This window comes from Mucilaginibacter sp. SG538B (assembly GCF_013376065.1).
In the GTDB taxonomy this organism is placed as follows: domain Bacteria; phylum Bacteroidota; class Bacteroidia; order Sphingobacteriales; family Sphingobacteriaceae; genus Mucilaginibacter; species Mucilaginibacter rubeus.
In genome coordinates this window covers 587,819-603,952 of record NZ_JABMJI010000002.1, presented here as the reverse complement: position 1 = coordinate 603,952, position 16,134 = coordinate 587,819, and the positions used below count along the sequence as shown (strand labels likewise).

At 41.9% G+C, this 16,134-nt stretch carries 16 protein-coding genes; 8 read left to right on the top strand and 8 right to left on the bottom strand.

What is annotated here, in order from left to right:
• From FHW88_RS11960 to FHW88_RS11950, 3 genes are all read right to left on the bottom strand, one after another.
• A complete protein-coding gene (locus tag FHW88_RS11960; RefSeq protein ID WP_176625636.1) occupies nt 1-852 on the bottom strand; it encodes a hypothetical protein in 852 nt (283 codons plus the stop codon).
• A gap of 83 nt (nt 853-935) precedes the next feature.
• Nucleotides 936-1,568: a hypothetical protein gene (locus FHW88_RS11955; RefSeq protein ID WP_176625635.1), complete on the bottom strand. Its 633-nt coding sequence runs from the start codon at nt 1,566-1,568 to the stop codon at nt 936-938.
• Between the two features lie 64 nt (nt 1,569-1,632).
• A complete protein-coding gene (locus tag FHW88_RS11950) occupies nt 1,633-2,031 on the bottom strand; it encodes a hypothetical protein (protein WP_176625633.1) in 399 nt (132 codons plus the stop codon).
• A 111-nt stretch (nt 2,032-2,142) separates the two neighbouring features.
• Between FHW88_RS11950 and FHW88_RS11945 the strand changes: the two genes are divergently transcribed.
• From FHW88_RS11945 to FHW88_RS11910, 8 genes are all read left to right on the top strand, one after another.
• On the top strand, nt 2,143-3,687 hold the full coding sequence (locus tag FHW88_RS11945) for a hypothetical protein (RefSeq protein ID WP_176625631.1): 1,545 nt from the start codon (nt 2,143-2,145) through the stop codon (nt 3,685-3,687).
• Nucleotides 3,688-3,827: 140 nt separating this feature from the next.
• Nucleotides 3,828-4,094, top strand: a complete 267-nt coding sequence (locus FHW88_RS11940) for a hypothetical protein (RefSeq protein WP_176625629.1) — start codon at nt 3,828-3,830, stop codon at nt 4,092-4,094.
• A 38-nt stretch (nt 4,095-4,132) separates the two neighbouring features.
• Nucleotides 4,133-5,509: a hypothetical protein gene (locus FHW88_RS11935; protein WP_176625627.1), complete on the top strand. Its 1,377-nt coding sequence runs from the start codon at nt 4,133-4,135 to the stop codon at nt 5,507-5,509.
• A gap of 416 nt (nt 5,510-5,925) precedes the next feature.
• Entirely contained in the window at nt 5,926-6,828 is a 903-nt protein-coding gene (locus FHW88_RS11930) for a helix-turn-helix domain-containing protein (protein WP_090531134.1), read from the top strand.
• 92 nt (nt 6,829-6,920) lie between these two features.
• Nucleotides 6,921-7,754 carry an oxidoreductase gene (locus tag FHW88_RS11925; protein WP_176625625.1) on the top strand — a complete coding sequence of 278 codons (834 nt, stop codon included), beginning with the start codon at nt 6,921-6,923 and terminating at the stop codon, nt 7,752-7,754.
• Nucleotides 7,755-7,796: 42 nt separating this feature from the next.
• A complete protein-coding gene (locus FHW88_RS11920) occupies nt 7,797-8,528 on the top strand; it encodes an SDR family oxidoreductase (protein ID WP_176625623.1) in 732 nt (243 codons plus the stop codon).
• Between the two features lie 132 nt (nt 8,529-8,660).
• Complete coding sequence (locus tag FHW88_RS11915) at nt 8,661-9,506, top strand: oxidoreductase (protein WP_176625621.1); 846 nt, start codon at nt 8,661-8,663, stop codon at nt 9,504-9,506.
• Nucleotides 9,467-9,745: an Atu4866 domain-containing protein gene (locus FHW88_RS11910; protein WP_090531122.1), complete on the top strand. Its 279-nt coding sequence runs from the start codon at nt 9,467-9,469 to the stop codon at nt 9,743-9,745. Before FHW88_RS11915 ends, FHW88_RS11910 begins: the two co-directional genes overlap by 40 nt.
• Before the next feature lie 184 nt (nt 9,746-9,929).
• Here the strand turns inward: FHW88_RS11910 and FHW88_RS11905 are convergent, their stop codons facing one another.
• The 5 genes from FHW88_RS11905 to FHW88_RS11885 form a co-directional block, all read right to left on the bottom strand.
• Nucleotides 9,930-10,859, bottom strand: a complete 930-nt coding sequence (locus tag FHW88_RS11905; protein ID WP_090531120.1) for an NAD(P)-dependent oxidoreductase — start codon at nt 10,857-10,859, stop codon at nt 9,930-9,932.
• A gap of 271 nt (nt 10,860-11,130) precedes the next feature.
• Nucleotides 11,131-13,272 (bottom strand): carboxy terminal-processing peptidase, encoded by a 2,142-nt coding sequence (locus FHW88_RS11900; protein ID WP_176625618.1) that lies wholly within the window; start codon nt 13,270-13,272, stop codon nt 11,131-11,133.
• 189 nt (nt 13,273-13,461) lie between these two features.
• Nucleotides 13,462-14,085 carry a hypothetical protein gene (locus FHW88_RS11895; RefSeq protein WP_176625616.1) on the bottom strand — a complete coding sequence of 208 codons (624 nt, stop codon included), beginning with the start codon at nt 14,083-14,085 and terminating at the stop codon, nt 13,462-13,464.
• Nucleotides 14,086-14,264: 179 nt separating this feature from the next.
• Nucleotides 14,265-15,107 carry an isoaspartyl peptidase/L-asparaginase gene (locus FHW88_RS11890; RefSeq protein WP_091172868.1) on the bottom strand — a complete coding sequence of 281 codons (843 nt, stop codon included), beginning with the start codon at nt 15,105-15,107 and terminating at the stop codon, nt 14,265-14,267.
• 72 nt (nt 15,108-15,179) lie between these two features.
• On the bottom strand, nt 15,180-16,100 hold the full coding sequence (locus FHW88_RS11885; RefSeq protein ID WP_176625614.1) for a cyanophycinase: 921 nt from the start codon (nt 16,098-16,100) through the stop codon (nt 15,180-15,182).
• Between the last annotated feature and the right edge of the window lie 34 nt (nt 16,101-16,134).

The following is a 16,134-nucleotide window of genomic DNA, read 5'->3' as shown; positions in this document are numbered from 1 at the left end:
TTAAGTTAAAGGTTGAGTTTGCATATCCGGGTAACGCGGTTGGTAACCCGATAATTCAAAATTGACAAATTGATTGCTGTTGACTTCGTAAACATAAAAAAGCCAATCCTTAAAGGCTAATGTAAAGTGGAGTTTGGAGAGCTGCCGTCCGATCTTCGCCGATAAATTAGCTTTTAAATCATCGTGATGATCTGTAATATAGCTATGAATTTTATAGAGCTGTCTTAAAAATTCATCCATTTCCATTCCCGCCTCTAAACTAAAGCCGCTAACCGCTGATCCTAAACCAGGGGCGTATACGTGATCGTCCACCTGGGTCAAGAACATATGTCCTTTTTTTCGCATGATCGCAATCTCTTGTTCATTGAATTTCGGGAATATTTCTATTTCCTCCTGTTGCACCCGAAACTGCTGGTCGAGTTGCGGCCAGTTATCCCGGACAATTCTCAATAACTCCCGTTGTGCAAAAACATCATCTTCCTGATGCGGCCTGATATCAATGAAGTAAATACTTTCGTCAGTAACATGTGCAAACAGCAAATAAGCTGACCGGTCATTAAAATAATCCGTTGGTTTGGCTTTATTGAGGTTAAGGTGCAAGTGGTGGATTTTCCAATCGTTAAGCAGGTGATCATGAACGCCTAACCGAAAAGTGCCCTTGCTTAAAAAAGGATTAATATCCTCTCCCGCAACACACTTCTGATTGATCATATTTAACACTATTTCTAATCCAAGCTGTTGAGCTTTCTTTTCCAAACCCGCGCTTATCACTACTGCTCTGGGTCGGGTCTTGATATACTTATGCTTGAAATTGAAGTAACTTTGTAAAATCTGCTGTGTAGCATTACCCACAGGCTCCAACCCAAAGCTATTCAGGTATTTTACAATGATTGCTTTCGCGTCTGTCAATAAAGGAAAGTCCATAAGCAGATTATTTAGATAGCGGTACAACTTGTTTTATTTACATAATTAAAAAAGCAATCGATTTCCTGCCAATCGTATACATCGGGGTTTTTGATATCCCAGCTAAATGCGCAGGTATAATAAAGCAGCAGCATATATTTATGGTACCTAACATAAAACTCTTGCAAGGTAATCTGGCTTTTATTGACCCTACTGATTGCAGGGTGAGAAAACCGATTTCGCATTTGCCGGAAATCTTTACCGAAGTCAGCCGGAACTTCACTTTCGATCAGGTGCTGGATTTCCCTCTTGTCCAGCTCCGGCCTGGCATTATATACCATGCGTTTGTTTCGGATCAATTTCTTTACTTCCTTAAAAAGTAAATTGCTGATCTTCGGGCCAATTGCTGCGCCCTTTGCACCCTCCAATTGATCTGCGTTTCGGTATTTGATTACTCCTTCATAAAAAGCATAGAGGTGGCGGATAAAATTTCCATAGGCTGTAAATGCAGCCAGCCGCATTTCTTTATTATTATTTGCCATCAATAGCAAGCTGGCACTTGACCCAAATTGGTGAAGCTGTTGTTTGCAGCACCAAAACTCGTGGGAAAGCGTTACCGGTATGGAGCGGTCCTCATTTTTTAAAATTTCATTTGTAGTTCCCATTAATAACTATCTTTTTTCACAAAGAAACTCACGCAGTGCGCAATCTATTTGCGTAGTGTTATCTTTAATCAATTAAAGGCTTTCCATCAACCGCTAAAGCGATCTTATTCATTTGGCTGGCAACCGCAAAAAATCCGTTGAGTATTTTGTTCATTTGTTTCTTTGACGGGTTTTTAACGCCTGAAGCATACTGTCGGATCAGGCTCGGGTTAAGGTCAATAAACCGTGCAAAGCCGGTTTTATTGATAAAGTCAAATTCTTCAAAAACGGCGGTCACGTCATAAGTATGCTCAATAATAATACTATCCAAACTGCAATATTTTTTGCAGGCAGCCCTTACCTTTTCATCCAGGCGGCTGATATTTTCCGCAGCAATTTCATCACCATATTCTCCATACCTGAAAAAGCCAAAATAAGCCTGTCCGTTATGCCTGATCTGCACCTCTATTTTTGTTGGTTTCATATTCGTAAAAATAACTAAAAGTAACGAAATCGCTACTTTTAGTTATGCACAACACATTCTTTAAGCGCCGGACTTTACACATTTTCTTATCTTTAACTATAATTTAAGTATATGCCGGTCAGCAAAGGACGAAAGAAGAAACATAAAAAAACAAAGCCTGTTCATCATCAGAAACCAGCGTCTGACGAGGTATTTGAAAGAGATGGAATGAGAATGGAGCGGCGGGGTAAAGTGACTTATTTGCATAATACGCGTACCGAAGCAGAGCATCAAGCGTATCTAGAAAGCCTTCCGGCCATTTTAACCGAAATAGACCTGAGTATAAAAGAAGGTGCTGAAGCTATTCTCGCCTATTTTGAAGCATTTGATAACATCGCGTTATTAGGAGGGCTGGCCATAAATCATCACGAAAATCAAACAGACAAAGATGATGACGGTATGGCTGAAACCATATTGGAATATGCTATCAATATTTGCGCGGCATTACCTGTTAAAAGTAAGCCACTCCCCAGTTGGGAGGATATTGAAGAATTGATCTTCAATTTAAGAAACCTCAAAATGGTTTACCATCAACGCGTTATTGCAGAATCGGTTAATAGCAGGAATTTACGTCCGGAAGATGATAAGATGATCGAACTGCGTTTCCAGGCCATGTTGGAAACACTGGCCATCCGGGGCAATGGCTACTTTTTCCATGTACGTGATTTGTTCCTCGAACTATTTTCAGGGCATGATGCCTTTATGCTGGAACATTATGGGTTTGCAGCAACTGATATTGTAAATACCGAGAAGGAATTGGAAGATGCCTGGAAAGCAAGATTGGGATTTGATAGCGATTTTCCGCATCCTAATGTGATGATGGTTTTCGCCGATTGGGCCTTTAATAAAATGCGTCTACCCGTTATGAATGAAGCTAACCTTGCGGCATTTCAAATTGATCATCCCGAATACGTCGTTGAGAATGGCCGGATAGTAACCTATGCCACTAATGACCCTAAAGATTTTGAAGGGCTTTTCCGAGTTCGTTTTACAAAACCAGTGCAGGAAAAAGTAGTACGCACACTGGCCATGAAGTTTGGCGACAATGCCGCTTATTTATTGCCGCCGGCAAATGCCCATATGCTAGCTGATAGCGGAACGCGGGTAAAGCTATTCCTGCAATCGGGGGATGACCATTTTTATCATTTCGCATTACCATTATTGTCAAGAAATTATCTGACCATTGGCCAATATTTGCTTGAACATGCTCCAAACGATGATAAAAAATACTTTAAAAAATATTATCAAAACAAGCAGCATTCAGGTTCGCGGGATCGATTTTTAGAGGAAAAAGTCGAGCGTCTATTCAAGAATTTTTTACTATCTGTTCAGTTCGCGCCAAACACAGCGTATCCGTTACCGGATCAAAAACCGAATGCGAAAAACATCGAATACACCGAATTGGATTTACTCGGTGTCGGAAAAAGCTATACCTACTTAATCGAGGTCAAAGCTGGTGAATTAAATGCTGCCGGTAAACGGGGTGCCATTGATAGCCTGGTGAACCGCTTAAAAAGAAATGTTTCTGAAGGAGACTTTCAAAGCAATCGCGCACAAATTATATTCAAGACAATGCCGACCCTGTTTTCAAAGAGGGCGATAAGGAAATACATATAGATAAATCACTGCCAATTTTTCGCATAGTTGTTACGTTAGACACTTTTGCAGGCTTACTGGCAGGCGCATCGGTATTGGAGAATGCTGCTTTGATCGATACAAAAAATGGATACCCCTGGATTATTAACATCTATGACCTAATGATTTTTGCAGAGATCATTGAATCTGAAGAAGACTTTACGGATTACCTGAAACTCCGGCTTGACCTCAACAGCTGGAAAGAGTTTTCCACCGGTGATGAAATTAATTTACTTGGACACTTCCTTAGCGACCAGTTAAATTTTGAACAGCGGCATAAGAAGCTTGACAAGTTTATGCTGAATAGTTACTTACAGGAAATTGATGCCTATTTTTATGATAGGCAAAGCGGATTACCTGGCAAAAAGCCTACGCGGCGATCACGATAATAATATTTCCTAATTTTAATGAATACCATTTACGCTGATTGAAAACACTTGAAGAACATAGAATTCAATTAAAAAAGATAAGCGACTACGCCTTTTCATATGGTCAGGAATTCGTTGGCGTCGAAAAAATGCTAAGAATTGCTAATAGGACAGCGAGTGCAAAAGTCAAAAAAATATTCTTTCAAAAATGCCATGAAGGTTTCAAATTGGCGCAAGAACTTTTGATTGAGGAAATTCAGTATTATCAATCCCTTTATCGCACATTCAATCAAGATTTGAAAGTTAGCCGGACTGAACGGGACAAAGAGAAGCAGAAAAAACTTGAAAATGATCTCCAAATAGTTGAAACCCGGCTATCTGCTCTGTCGCATATTGCTGACGGTATAGCTTATCAATTGCTCGGCGGGCGAATACATGTAATGCGAAGATTACATATCGGAAAACAAGGCACTAGTTTTTTAGAATTTTCAAATTTTTCTCACACTAAGGCAATCGTAGATCAGATCAATAAGAATCCTGATGACTTTGCATTTATCTCCGATTTAAGCAGTTTTATACATATCGGTGATTTACTTGTTTTTTCCAATGGGGAAGTAAAAATCGTGGAGCTGAAAGAGGGTAAAACTAATAAGGAAGTTTCCGATTTCTTGGAAAATGTCAACATTAAACAGGATACGCTTGACGATGCAGAATTAGCAGAAAAATTTGATAAGCATACTGCAAAACAAATTAAAAGAAATGTTAGACAGCGGAAGCGGGGAATGCAATTTGAAGAGGTAGTTAATAATGATAAAGGGATTGACCCGGCGACTGGTGAATACATACACATGCCAACCCCAACCATTGATGCTGTTTACTACAATGATGTGTTAGCCGAGATGGAAGAATCGCTTAAAACGAAGAATTGGGTCTATCAATATCTACCTGGTGGGGTGCACATCGGTATCTATAAGAACGACGCGCTTTTGATGGCTAAATTTGCGATTGAACATATTGTAAAAGAAAAAACCCCAAATTATATATTAGTCGACTGGCAGAGCATCATTGATCAGTTATCAGAGCCATTATTTTCAAAGCCTCTTTCTCCCGATTTTATTATCGATATTTTAAGTGGCAGGGTAAGAGTTATTATAGGCTTGGATTGCGATGAACTAATCGCCGAATTTTATAGATACGGATTAAACGCCAAGTGGCTTTCGCAAAAAGAAACTATGCAATTAAAACAGACCAATAAGAACATTGAGGGGCTTTTTGAAGTAAATGGCCGGGCAATTTCTGTATCCAAAGAAGACGGCACTAAAATCACGATTTACGGGGGAATAATCTCTAAAATTTTATACGACAATATTCTCCCCGGAAGTATTGCAGATCAAATAGCAGCTACCGACTATACTGACATGACTGATCACGAATAAATATCGAAATAATAGCTATCAACATTAACGCTTCAGTGTTTTTTCATTTTCTGCTATCGATAAAGGATAACTGAACATTATCTATCTGTTGATTGACAAACAATGTTTATTTGAAGAATATTGAAACCTATTTCCTTTGTAATAACCTCCTCATTTCTTACTTTTGTATTAGTCATTTGAAATCAAACAGCTTAAAAATAAAAGTGAGTTTTAAGAGAGTTGCTTTTATAAGAGTTAGTAAAATATTGAGAATGAGCGATTAGTGAACGTAGTTCATGTCCCGTCCATTCCGCTAAAAAACATTTTAAAAATGTTCAAAGCCTTTAAATCATGCGATTTAAAGGCTTTTTATTTACCTCAAAATATTAAATTATCCCTGTTTTGAAGCCTTGGTTTGATTTTTGTAACTTTGTTTTATGTCGAAAGCAGAAACACTTCAAGATTTTTATCAAAGAAAGGTTAACTGGTTGCCCGGTAACCTTCAGCAAAGCATCGGTCACTTTAATGTGTTCAGGATTGAGGATTGTATTGGCCCTAATGCAAAGCAGGTAACCTACAGCCGCCGTACTTTTTATAAGATCAGCCTGATGCGCGGCGATAACATTATTCATTATGCCGATAAAAGTATCAAGCTTTCGGGTTCAACGCTGATGTTCTTCAGTGCCATGGTACCTTATACATTTGAGCACATGTCTGATGACCGCACTGGTTTCTTCTGCATATTTACCGAAGAGTTTTTTCTGGAGAAATTCAGGACAGGCTTAAGCGAGTTTCCGATGTTTGGGCTTAATGCCAAGCCGGTTTATGCCTTAAATGATGAACAGGACGCTTATGTAACCGCTCTTTTTCAGAAAATGCTGTCTGAGATTAATACCGAGTATGCTTTTAAATATGATCTGCTCCGTAATTATGTTACGGAAGTAATTTATTATGCGCTTAAAACGGAACCATCCGAAAATGTTTATAAGCATGTAGACGCTAAATCGCGCATAACATCAGTATTTACCGAGCTGCTTGAAAGGCAGTTCCCTATTGAAACCCCTTCACAGCGGTTTGTATTGCGATCGGCCAATGATTTTGCACAACGGCTTTCGGTGCATGTAAACCATCTGAACAGGGCAATTCGCGAAACTACCGGCAAAACCACTACCGATCATATTGCCGACAGGCTGCTGAGCGAAGCCAAATCATTATTAAGGCATACAGACTGGAACATTTCTGAAATTGGTTATTGCCTGGGCTTTGAGGAGCCGACACATTTTAATAACTTTTTCAAGAAACAAACCCAACAAACACCAAGCTCGTTCCGAAATGTTTGAATTTTGTAACCTTTGGTTTGATTAATGTAATGTGCCCCTTTGTTGCTGCTGTAACTTTGTTTTATCTCAAATAAACAAAGCAAACAATTTTTATGGACAACAACAAAGTATGGTTTATTACCGGGGCTTCGAAAGGTTTTGGCCTCAGCTTAGTAAAACAACTACTGGATGCAGGACAGCTTGTTGCCGCTACTTCCAGAAATTTACAGGAATTAACCGCTGCGGTTAATATAACAAGCAATAATTTTTTACCCCTACAAGTCGATCTGGTAAACGATAGCAGTGTATCGCTTGCATTACAACACACCTATGAAGCTTTTGGCCGTATCGATGTAGTGATCAACAATGCCGGCTATGGCATTGGTGGAGCTATTGAGGAACTTAGTGATGCCGAAACCCGTATGGCATTTGATGTAAACGTATTTGGTATGCTGAACGTGATCCGTGCGGCAATGCCATACCTGCGCAAACAGCGCTCAGGCCATATCATCAATATTTCATCTATCGCAGGTATTACAGCTAATACCGGCTGGGCAATTTATGCAGGGGCCAAATATGCGGTGATCGGTATTTCGGAAGTGCTTGCTGCTGATGTTAAGGAATTGGGCATTAAGGTAACCGTGGTTGCTCCCGGCGCTTTCCGCACCAGTTTTCTTACTGCAGGATCGCTTTCAATTACTGGCAACCAAATTGATGATTATACAGAAGTGCGCGCCATTCATAACAAATACCTCAAAATGGACGGCAAGCAAGCCGGTGACCCGGAAAAGGCTGCTACTGCTATTATCAACACAGTTTATGAAGAGAACCCGCCATTGTACCTTTTATTAGGTGGCGATGCCTACAATCGCGCTTTGGCAAAGCTTGATACTTTACACAATGAAATCAGGCAGTGGGAGGATGTCACCTGCTCAACTGATTTCTAAATTTTATTCCGTTTACCCTATATCTACCTATATAAACACCAAATGGAAAGTATCAAGGATAAAGTGATTGTAATAACCGGTGCCAGCAGTGGCATCGGCGCATCTGCTGCCCGCAAACTGGCACAACTTGGCGCTAAAGTGGTTTTGGCTGCCCGCCGGGAAGATCAATTGAAAAACCTGGCACAGGAAATTGGCGAAAATGCAATTTATGTACTAACCGATGTTGCCAGGCGAACTGATCTGGATAACCTCATTCTGCAGACCATAGCCAAATTTGGCCGAGTTGACGTAATGTGGAACAATGCGGGCATCATGCCCATCTCTTTTTTTGAAGAAGGTCATGTTGATGAATGGGACAAAATGATCGACATTAATATTAAGGGTGTATTGTACGGGATTAATGCTGTGCTGCCCCACATGCTTGAACGCGGCCAGGGGCATATCCTCTCCACGTCATCGGTTGGTGGTTTAAAAACGTCGCCGGGCATCGGCGTTTACAGCGGCACCAAGTTCGCGGTTAAGGCTATTATGGAAACCCTTCGCGAGGAAGTTGCCCAAAACATTAAGGTAACCACCATTTACCCCGGCGCGACTAAATCCGAATTAGGACATGATATTACCAGTCCTAAGATTAAGGGCTTGTACGGCAACCTTGCCAACATGCCAAAACTTGATGAGGAGGCTATAGCCAACGCGGTGATTTACGCTATAAGCCAGCCGGATAATATCTCCGTTAACGAGGTGGTGGTACGGCCGCTCGGACAAACACGATAGAGCAGGTTGAATTCATCATAAATCGGTGGAATCATAGCCTATCGGTGAAATCCCAAAAGACAAAATAGGTGAAAATCATAAACAATCATTGAAATAGTAACAAGTAAAATCAAAATCTATCAAATACAACATATGGAAAACAACAAAGTATGGTTTGTAACTGGTGCCTCAAAAGGACTGGGACTTGCCTTAGTAAAAAAACTATTGAATGAAGGCTATAAAGTAGCCGCTACATCGCGCAATTTAAGCGATTTGACCAAAGCAGTTGACTCGCAAAACGAGCAGTTTTTACCCCTCGCCGTTAACTTGACCAGCGAAGACAGTGTGCAGGAAGCCGTTGAGCTTACGGTAAAAACCTTCGGAAAAATTGACGTTATTGTCAACAACGCCGGTTACGGATTATTAGGCGGTATTGAAGAGCTTACCGACCGCGAGGCCCGTGATAACTTTGAGGTTAACGTATTTGGATCATTGAATGTGATCCGTAAGGCGTTGCCTTATCTGCGTGCTCAAAAATCAGGTCATATTTTAAATGTATCGTCGATAGGTGGTTTCACCGGCGCGTTTGCAGGCGGAGGTATTTATTGCGCCACCAAGTTTGCCGTTAATGGTTTTTCTGAAACCCTATCGGCCGAAGTTGCACCGTTTGGCATAAAGGTTACCATTGTACAGCCGGGTTATTTCAGGACCAATTTCCTGTCGGCCGGTTCATTGGCGGTACCTCAAAACCAGATAGCCGACTATCAAAACGTTCGCGATACAGTAAATTTTCACCAAAACGACATGGACAAGCAACAAGCCGGCGACCCTGAAAAAGCAGCCGAGGCTATGATCAGCATAACTAACGAAGCTAACCCACCGCTAAATTTATTTTTGGGCGAGGATGCTTACGGTCTGGTTGAAAAGAAGCTTGCCTTCGTTCAAAACGAATTAGCAACATGGAAAGAACTAACGCTTTCAACAGCAATACAACAATAAATGCTCATCATTATATAGGTGTATGGGTTACCCGCGATGGGTTTATACGTCACGAATTTTTGCCTAACGGGCGCTACACTGAGGCCCGAGGCGACAAACAAAATGCCTACACAGGTTACTACAGTGTATTAGGGAACCACGTTGAATATCTTGACGATACCGGCTTTACTGCCGAAGGCGATTTCAGGGACGGGGTGTTTTACCATGCCGGCATGGTATTGTACAAGGAAACGGCATAACGAATATATTAAATCAGTTATCATTTCTGCCAACCCGGCCCGGAAATGTATCTAAACAGAAATCTCCTGCACCATGCCTTATAAAGTATGCATGGTGCAGGAGATTTCTCTTTCATGTGACTTACAAGGGGCATTCCTTACACTGTCGCAATTATTAAAGATATGTGTGGTTCCGATAATCTGCCTATCCTTTCAAATCGGCCAGCTTTTCGGCCATTACCTCGCTGATCTTCCGGTATGAATCAAATGTCCAGCCGGCAACGTGAGGGCTTAACAGCACTTTGCCGCTTCGTTTTAATTCCTCAAACCATTGTTGCTCGGCAAGGGCCGGGAATTTTTCAACCTCCAATACATCCAACCCTGCCCCTAAAATTTTGCCTTCGCGTATGGCGTTTAGCACGGCACTTACTTTAGCAGTTTTGCCGCGTGAGGTGTTTAAGAAAAAGATAGGTTTTTTAAAATGGAACAGGTATTCATCATCCACCAGCCCGTCGGTTTCTGCAGTTAGGGGGATATGCAGGCTCAGTACATCGCTGTGCTTTACAATTTCTTCCATGCTTACCTCGCGCGCATATTTATCACTGAAGCCGGTTTTGTATTTATCGTAAGCAATAACATTTACCTGGAAGCCCGAAAGTTTCCTGGCAAAGCTGCTGCCCATATGGCCGTAGCCGATAATACCTACTGTTTTACCTTTTAGCTCGTAACCCCGGTTAGCCTCGCGCAGCCACTTCCCCCCGCGAATTTCGGCGTCGCCGCGGTTTAGGTTGTTCATTAATGACAGCAGTAAACCTATGGCATGTTCGCCTACGGCATCTGAGTTGCCTTCGGGTGCGTTGATGAGTTTTATACCTTTTTGAGTAGCATAATCTTCATCAATATTATCCATACCAGCGCCGGCGCGGGCTATGAATTGTAGGTTGGTAGCTGCATCAAGCACGGCTTTATCCACCCTGAATTTTGAGCGGATCACCAACCCTGCATAGTCGCCTATGATTTGCATGGCTTCGTCAGGCTTAATCAGCGGACGGTAATCGCAGGTGTAACCCTTGGCCTCGGCCATCTCCATGAAAATGGCATGCACATCATCAACAATAAGAATATTATTTTTCAACGTTGTATCGATTTTTATAAGAGGCCAAATTTACAAAATGCCGGGGTATTAGCCGGCAGGGTTTTATAACAGGGAGGTGATTTTTAAGAATATGACACTAATTCCCCGAATTAAATCGAATTACACGAATTTTATTTTTTGATGTAAGGCATCTAAGTATATCAATTCGTGAAATTCGATAAAATCCTTCTTAACCAGTAATGCATTTGTGTATAAATAAAAACGCCCGGCATCTTTCAATTCCGGGCGCTCAATATTATTAATAATTTGCTTAGTTAGCCGGTTGCGATACGCTTGTATACTTATTATCAAGGCTGATATAATCGGTCATGATTTGGCCGGCTTCGCGTTTTACAAAGTCAAGGTCTTCGTTTTTAGGTTTGGTTTGACCCTTTTTAAGGGCTGGCAAACCTAATGCTACCCGACGCAGGTTGTTACGCTCAAATGATTTCGCTTCATCATCGTCACGTTGTTTCTTCAAATCAGATTCTTTTAACGATACGCTGTCATCGGCATCATGTTTTTTGAAATCAGCAATATCTTCAAGCAGGTATTTATAGCTGTCGCTGCCGGCCATGCGTTGGTCGTGCAGTTTTTTTAGCTGTGGCAGTACGCCGGTAAAATCGCCTGTTTTGGTATAATCTGTTTTGGCAATGATGTCAAAAGGCATTGCTGATGGTTCGGTATCTTCGCCATATTTATCCAATGGAATAACCGATGGGAATGAAATATCAGGTGTTACCCCTTTGTGCTGGGTTGAATTACCGCTGATACGATAGAATTTAGCTATGGTAAGATTAAGTTGTCCGTAAGTACTTTGGCTGCCCGTTGAGGTTGTTTTTTTACCGCCGCCAACAACGCCTGCAATTTTTTCACGAAGTGAAGAACCAATCACCCTGTCAAGATCGATAGCGCTTTGTACCGAGCCTTTACCATAAGTTTGGGTTCCCAATATTAACCCGCGGCCGTAATCCTGGATAGCGCCTGAGAAGATTTCAGAGGCCGAAGCGCTGAAACGGTCAACCAGTACCGCCATAGGGCCGCTATAGGTGATGTCCGCATCTTCGTCTTTATCAATTTCCACCTGGTCTTTAGTGTCACGTACCTGTACTACAGGGCCGGTTTTAATAAACAGACCGGTAAGCTCAATAGCTTCCATCAATGAACCACCACCGTTTTCACGCAGGTCGATCACCAGGCCGTCTACATTTTCTTTCTTTAACGAGTCAAGGATCGCCTTAACATCGTGAGTGGTGCTTTTATAGTTAGGATTACCTGCTTTATAATCATTAAAATCAATGTAGAAGGCAGGGATAGATATTACACCTATCCTAACCGTTTTACCATTGCTGTTGTAAGTGCGGATCTCTTTTTTGGCCGATTGGTCTTTCAGGATGATCTTCTCACGTACCATTTCAACCACTTTGGGTTTGCTTGATGCATTTGCACCGGCAGGCAATATTTCAAGCCTTACCGTTGTGCCTTTAGTACCGCGGATGATAGCGATGGCATTATCAACACGCCATCCCACCACGTTCTGGAATTCGCCGGTTTTACCCTGTGCTACTGCAACAATACGGTCATCGACGCTTATCTGGTGGCTTTTATCTGCAGGGCCGCCTGGTACAATGGTTTTAATGGTTACATACTCGTTTTCCACCTGTAGTGAAGCACCGATCCCCTCAACCTGGCGCGACATTTCGATATTGAAATTAGCTGCGTTTGACGGGTTAAAGTAATTAGTATGCGGATCGATAGCCTCTGTAAAGGCGTCCATAAAGTATTGAAAAACGTCCTGGTTTGATAGCTTGTTGGTTTGTGTTAACAGGTTTTCGTAACGTTTCTTAAGTGTTTCCTTGTTTTTGGCCATATCTGCATTGGCCAGTTTCAGGTTTAGCAAATCGTATTTTACGCGCTTGGTCCACATGGCATCCATTTCGCTTTGCGAAGCAATCCATGGCAGTTTATCGCGATCATAAACAAAGGTTTCAGTTTTATTGAAATCGAAATTTTTATTGATCTGCTCAAGCGAATATTTTACATGCTCGATATATCTTTTCTGAAAAACGTTGAAGATATAAAAAGCATCGGCCAGGTTGCCGGCTTTAATATCATCATCAAGTACGGTTTTATATTTTTCAAAATCCTTGATATCAGATGCTAAAAAATAGCTGTGGTTCTCGTCGAGCGATTTGATATACCGGTCGTAAATGATGGCGGATACTGAATCGTTCAGCGGAACTTTTTTATAGTTGTAGTTAGAGATTAATGATGCTACCTGCTTACAAACAAGGGTTTGCTGTTCATCGGGCTGTAAATCATTTGAACCTGCTACTTTAACAGGTTTGGATGGTGATGCTTTACAGGCGAGGGCTGCGCCCAGCACCAATAACAAATATACTTTCTTAAACATATCTTTTACTGTAGTTAAATCGGGGTTGGTGTAAAACATCAATACTTGTGCCTATTATTAATTTGCTAATGTAAAATAAAAAAGAGACAGTCAATATGCTGTCTCTTAATTACTAATAACAATAATACGATTATGTTTTACTAATAGTATGCAGGCAGCACCATTTTACGTTTTTGTTACAAAAAAATATTATTTGTTAACTGTTTTTGTACCGGCATCGGCGGTTTCGGCAAAATGGGTTTCGGTATGCAGGGTGTTGAATTTATTGTCCTGTAAATAGCGCGTTTTTTTCTCTACAGTAGCCAGGTCAAAAGTCAAACCGCGGGCAACAGCCAGTTGTCGGGCTTCGGCCAGGTCTTGTTTAGCCTGTGTATAATCGCCGTAATCAGCTTTTACAGTCGCAAGGTCAAGCAGGTTGGCTATGGTATGCCTGTCGTCGTTTTGCTGGCGCGATATGGTGATACTTTGCAGCAGGAACCATTTTGCCTCAGCCAGGCGGTTTTGTTTCATATACATCTGGGCCAGGTCGCTAAAGTTGTAGCTGGCGGCATTGTACACATGAAAACGCATATTGTGCTGCGCGGTTTTCATAACCGATTCCTCGATCATGGCCAGTACATATGGGGTATGTTCAATAGTAAACGGGCGGATCTTTACTTTAGCCAATGCAGGAGCGGGCAGCCTTTTAATAGAGTGGCTTTGTGCATAAGCCATTTGCGGAGACCGGGTACGCTTATTGAATGGCTTGTAATACCATTGCGCTGATGCATCGAACCCAACAGCGCATAAAATAATAAGTAGGAAATATCTCATTTAATCTTTTCCTGGGTTTAAACTGTTTATTTTAAATTAATCAGCTTAACAAATGTAATTATTTGTTAACGGGAAAACAATACCTGTAAAAAGCAGTAAATACGTAAACGCCTAAAGGCCACCGTTATTTTACAGGTGCTTAACTTATACCCTTTCTACGGGAAAAATAAATTTAGGTTTTAGTTAAAAACTTCAATATCTCCGTCATGCAGGGCCCATACCATGTAAGGGTGGGTGTCTGAGTGATAGATCTGCCCATCAGTAGTAATGCCTATCACACCGGCAAAGCCATCGTAAGGTTTCATTTCATCGAGGGTTTTTTCGGTAGCGGCCATAAGGGGCATGCCATCGGTTACTCGTGTAACAATTTTAACAGCTACCGAGCCACTTACAATATCTTCACCTACGCCGGTACATGAAACGCCGGCAAACTCATTGGCATAATTTCCTGCAGTAGTGGCCGAATCACTAACACGGCCGGGAATTTCAAAACCTTTGCCCCCGGTACTCGTTGCGGCTGCCAGGTTTCCATGCACATCCAATGCAACGCAGCCCACGGTGCCAAGCCTGATGGAATCGCTTAGTTTCTGTTCGTATTCGTGACGGCGCTGCGGGATTTCGGGGTTATAATATTTATGACCGTTTTCTATAGCAAAATCGCATGCTCCTTTGCCGCTCAATACACGATCATCATAGGCTTGAAGTTTTTCGGCTACACAGATAGGGTTTTTAACATCTTCAATGTTGATGACGCCCGAAAAGCGTTGGGTTTTGCCATCCATCAAAGAGGCACTGAGGCGGATCTTGCCATCGCTCTGGATCTGTGATCCCGTTCCGGCATTAAAAAGTTCGCAATCTTCAAGCAGCCTTACGGTATAAACGGCCGTTTCGGCAGCAGTGTGATGTTGCAGGTGTTTGTATCCTAACTGCACTATGCCGTTCAGGGCTTCCTGTTTGGCCAGCTTTACTTCCTGGTTGGTATGCGATTCGCTAAAAAAACCGCCGTGAATAATTATTTTCATAATTATAAATTAAAGTAGATGTCCCTGCATAAATAAGGCCAGGCTATTTATAAGAACTTTATGCAGTTTAAATTATTGTAGAATTTTGCTGCCTGGTGCATTTATAAAAACACCTTCTTCAACTTTTACGCTCTTTTTTATGATTAAACGGTGCTGCACCAGATCGTACTTATCAAATATCGACATGACGTGTACCCTCAGGTTTTCGATAGATATTGGCGAACCAAGCTCCACATCGTATATATTAGTTGATACGATGTTGCGTCCGTCAACCAAAATAATCAGGCCCGAGCCGATAGCTTCCATCATATAACCTTCGGTAATAAGTAAACCTGTATCCTCGCCTAAACCTATCCCTAAAATACCAGGATTAGTTGCCACGGCATACATTAACCGGCCTATGCGGCCACGCTGTACAAAGTGAGTATCAACAATCACCGAATCGATAAAGCCAAGGCCGGCGGTTATCTGCACTTCGCCTTTAACCAGGGCTTCGTTACTTTGCCCGCGGTAGATCATGTGTGTTGAAGCCGCTGCAGCGCCTGCCGATGTTCCGGCAATAACGAAATTCTCTTTTTGGTAACGCTGTTTAAGGATCTGTAAAAATTCGGTGCCGCCAAAAATGGCTGTTAGCCTGAGCTGGTCGCCGCCGCTGAACATCACTACATCGGCTTTACGGATCCTGTCTAAGTATGCCTTGTTCCCCGCATCTTCGCGGCTTTTGATGTGCAGTACGTTAACATTGGTAACGTTGAGCTGGCCAAACGCCTTGATATACTCGGCGCCGACAAGCTCGGGGATTTGAGAGGCGGTGGTGATCACTTCAATTTGTGAGCCTTCGTGCTTAGCAGATTCGTTAATTATGCGCCTTAATATGCCTTGTTCAAAAAATTTGATATAATCGGGCTGCAAAATATGCTCCTGGAGGGTAACATTGCTCCCCATATCAACCGCGCCGCCTATAATTATTAGCTTACCTTTCGGGACAATCATGATTATTTCACACTATCTTAATACAACTATATAC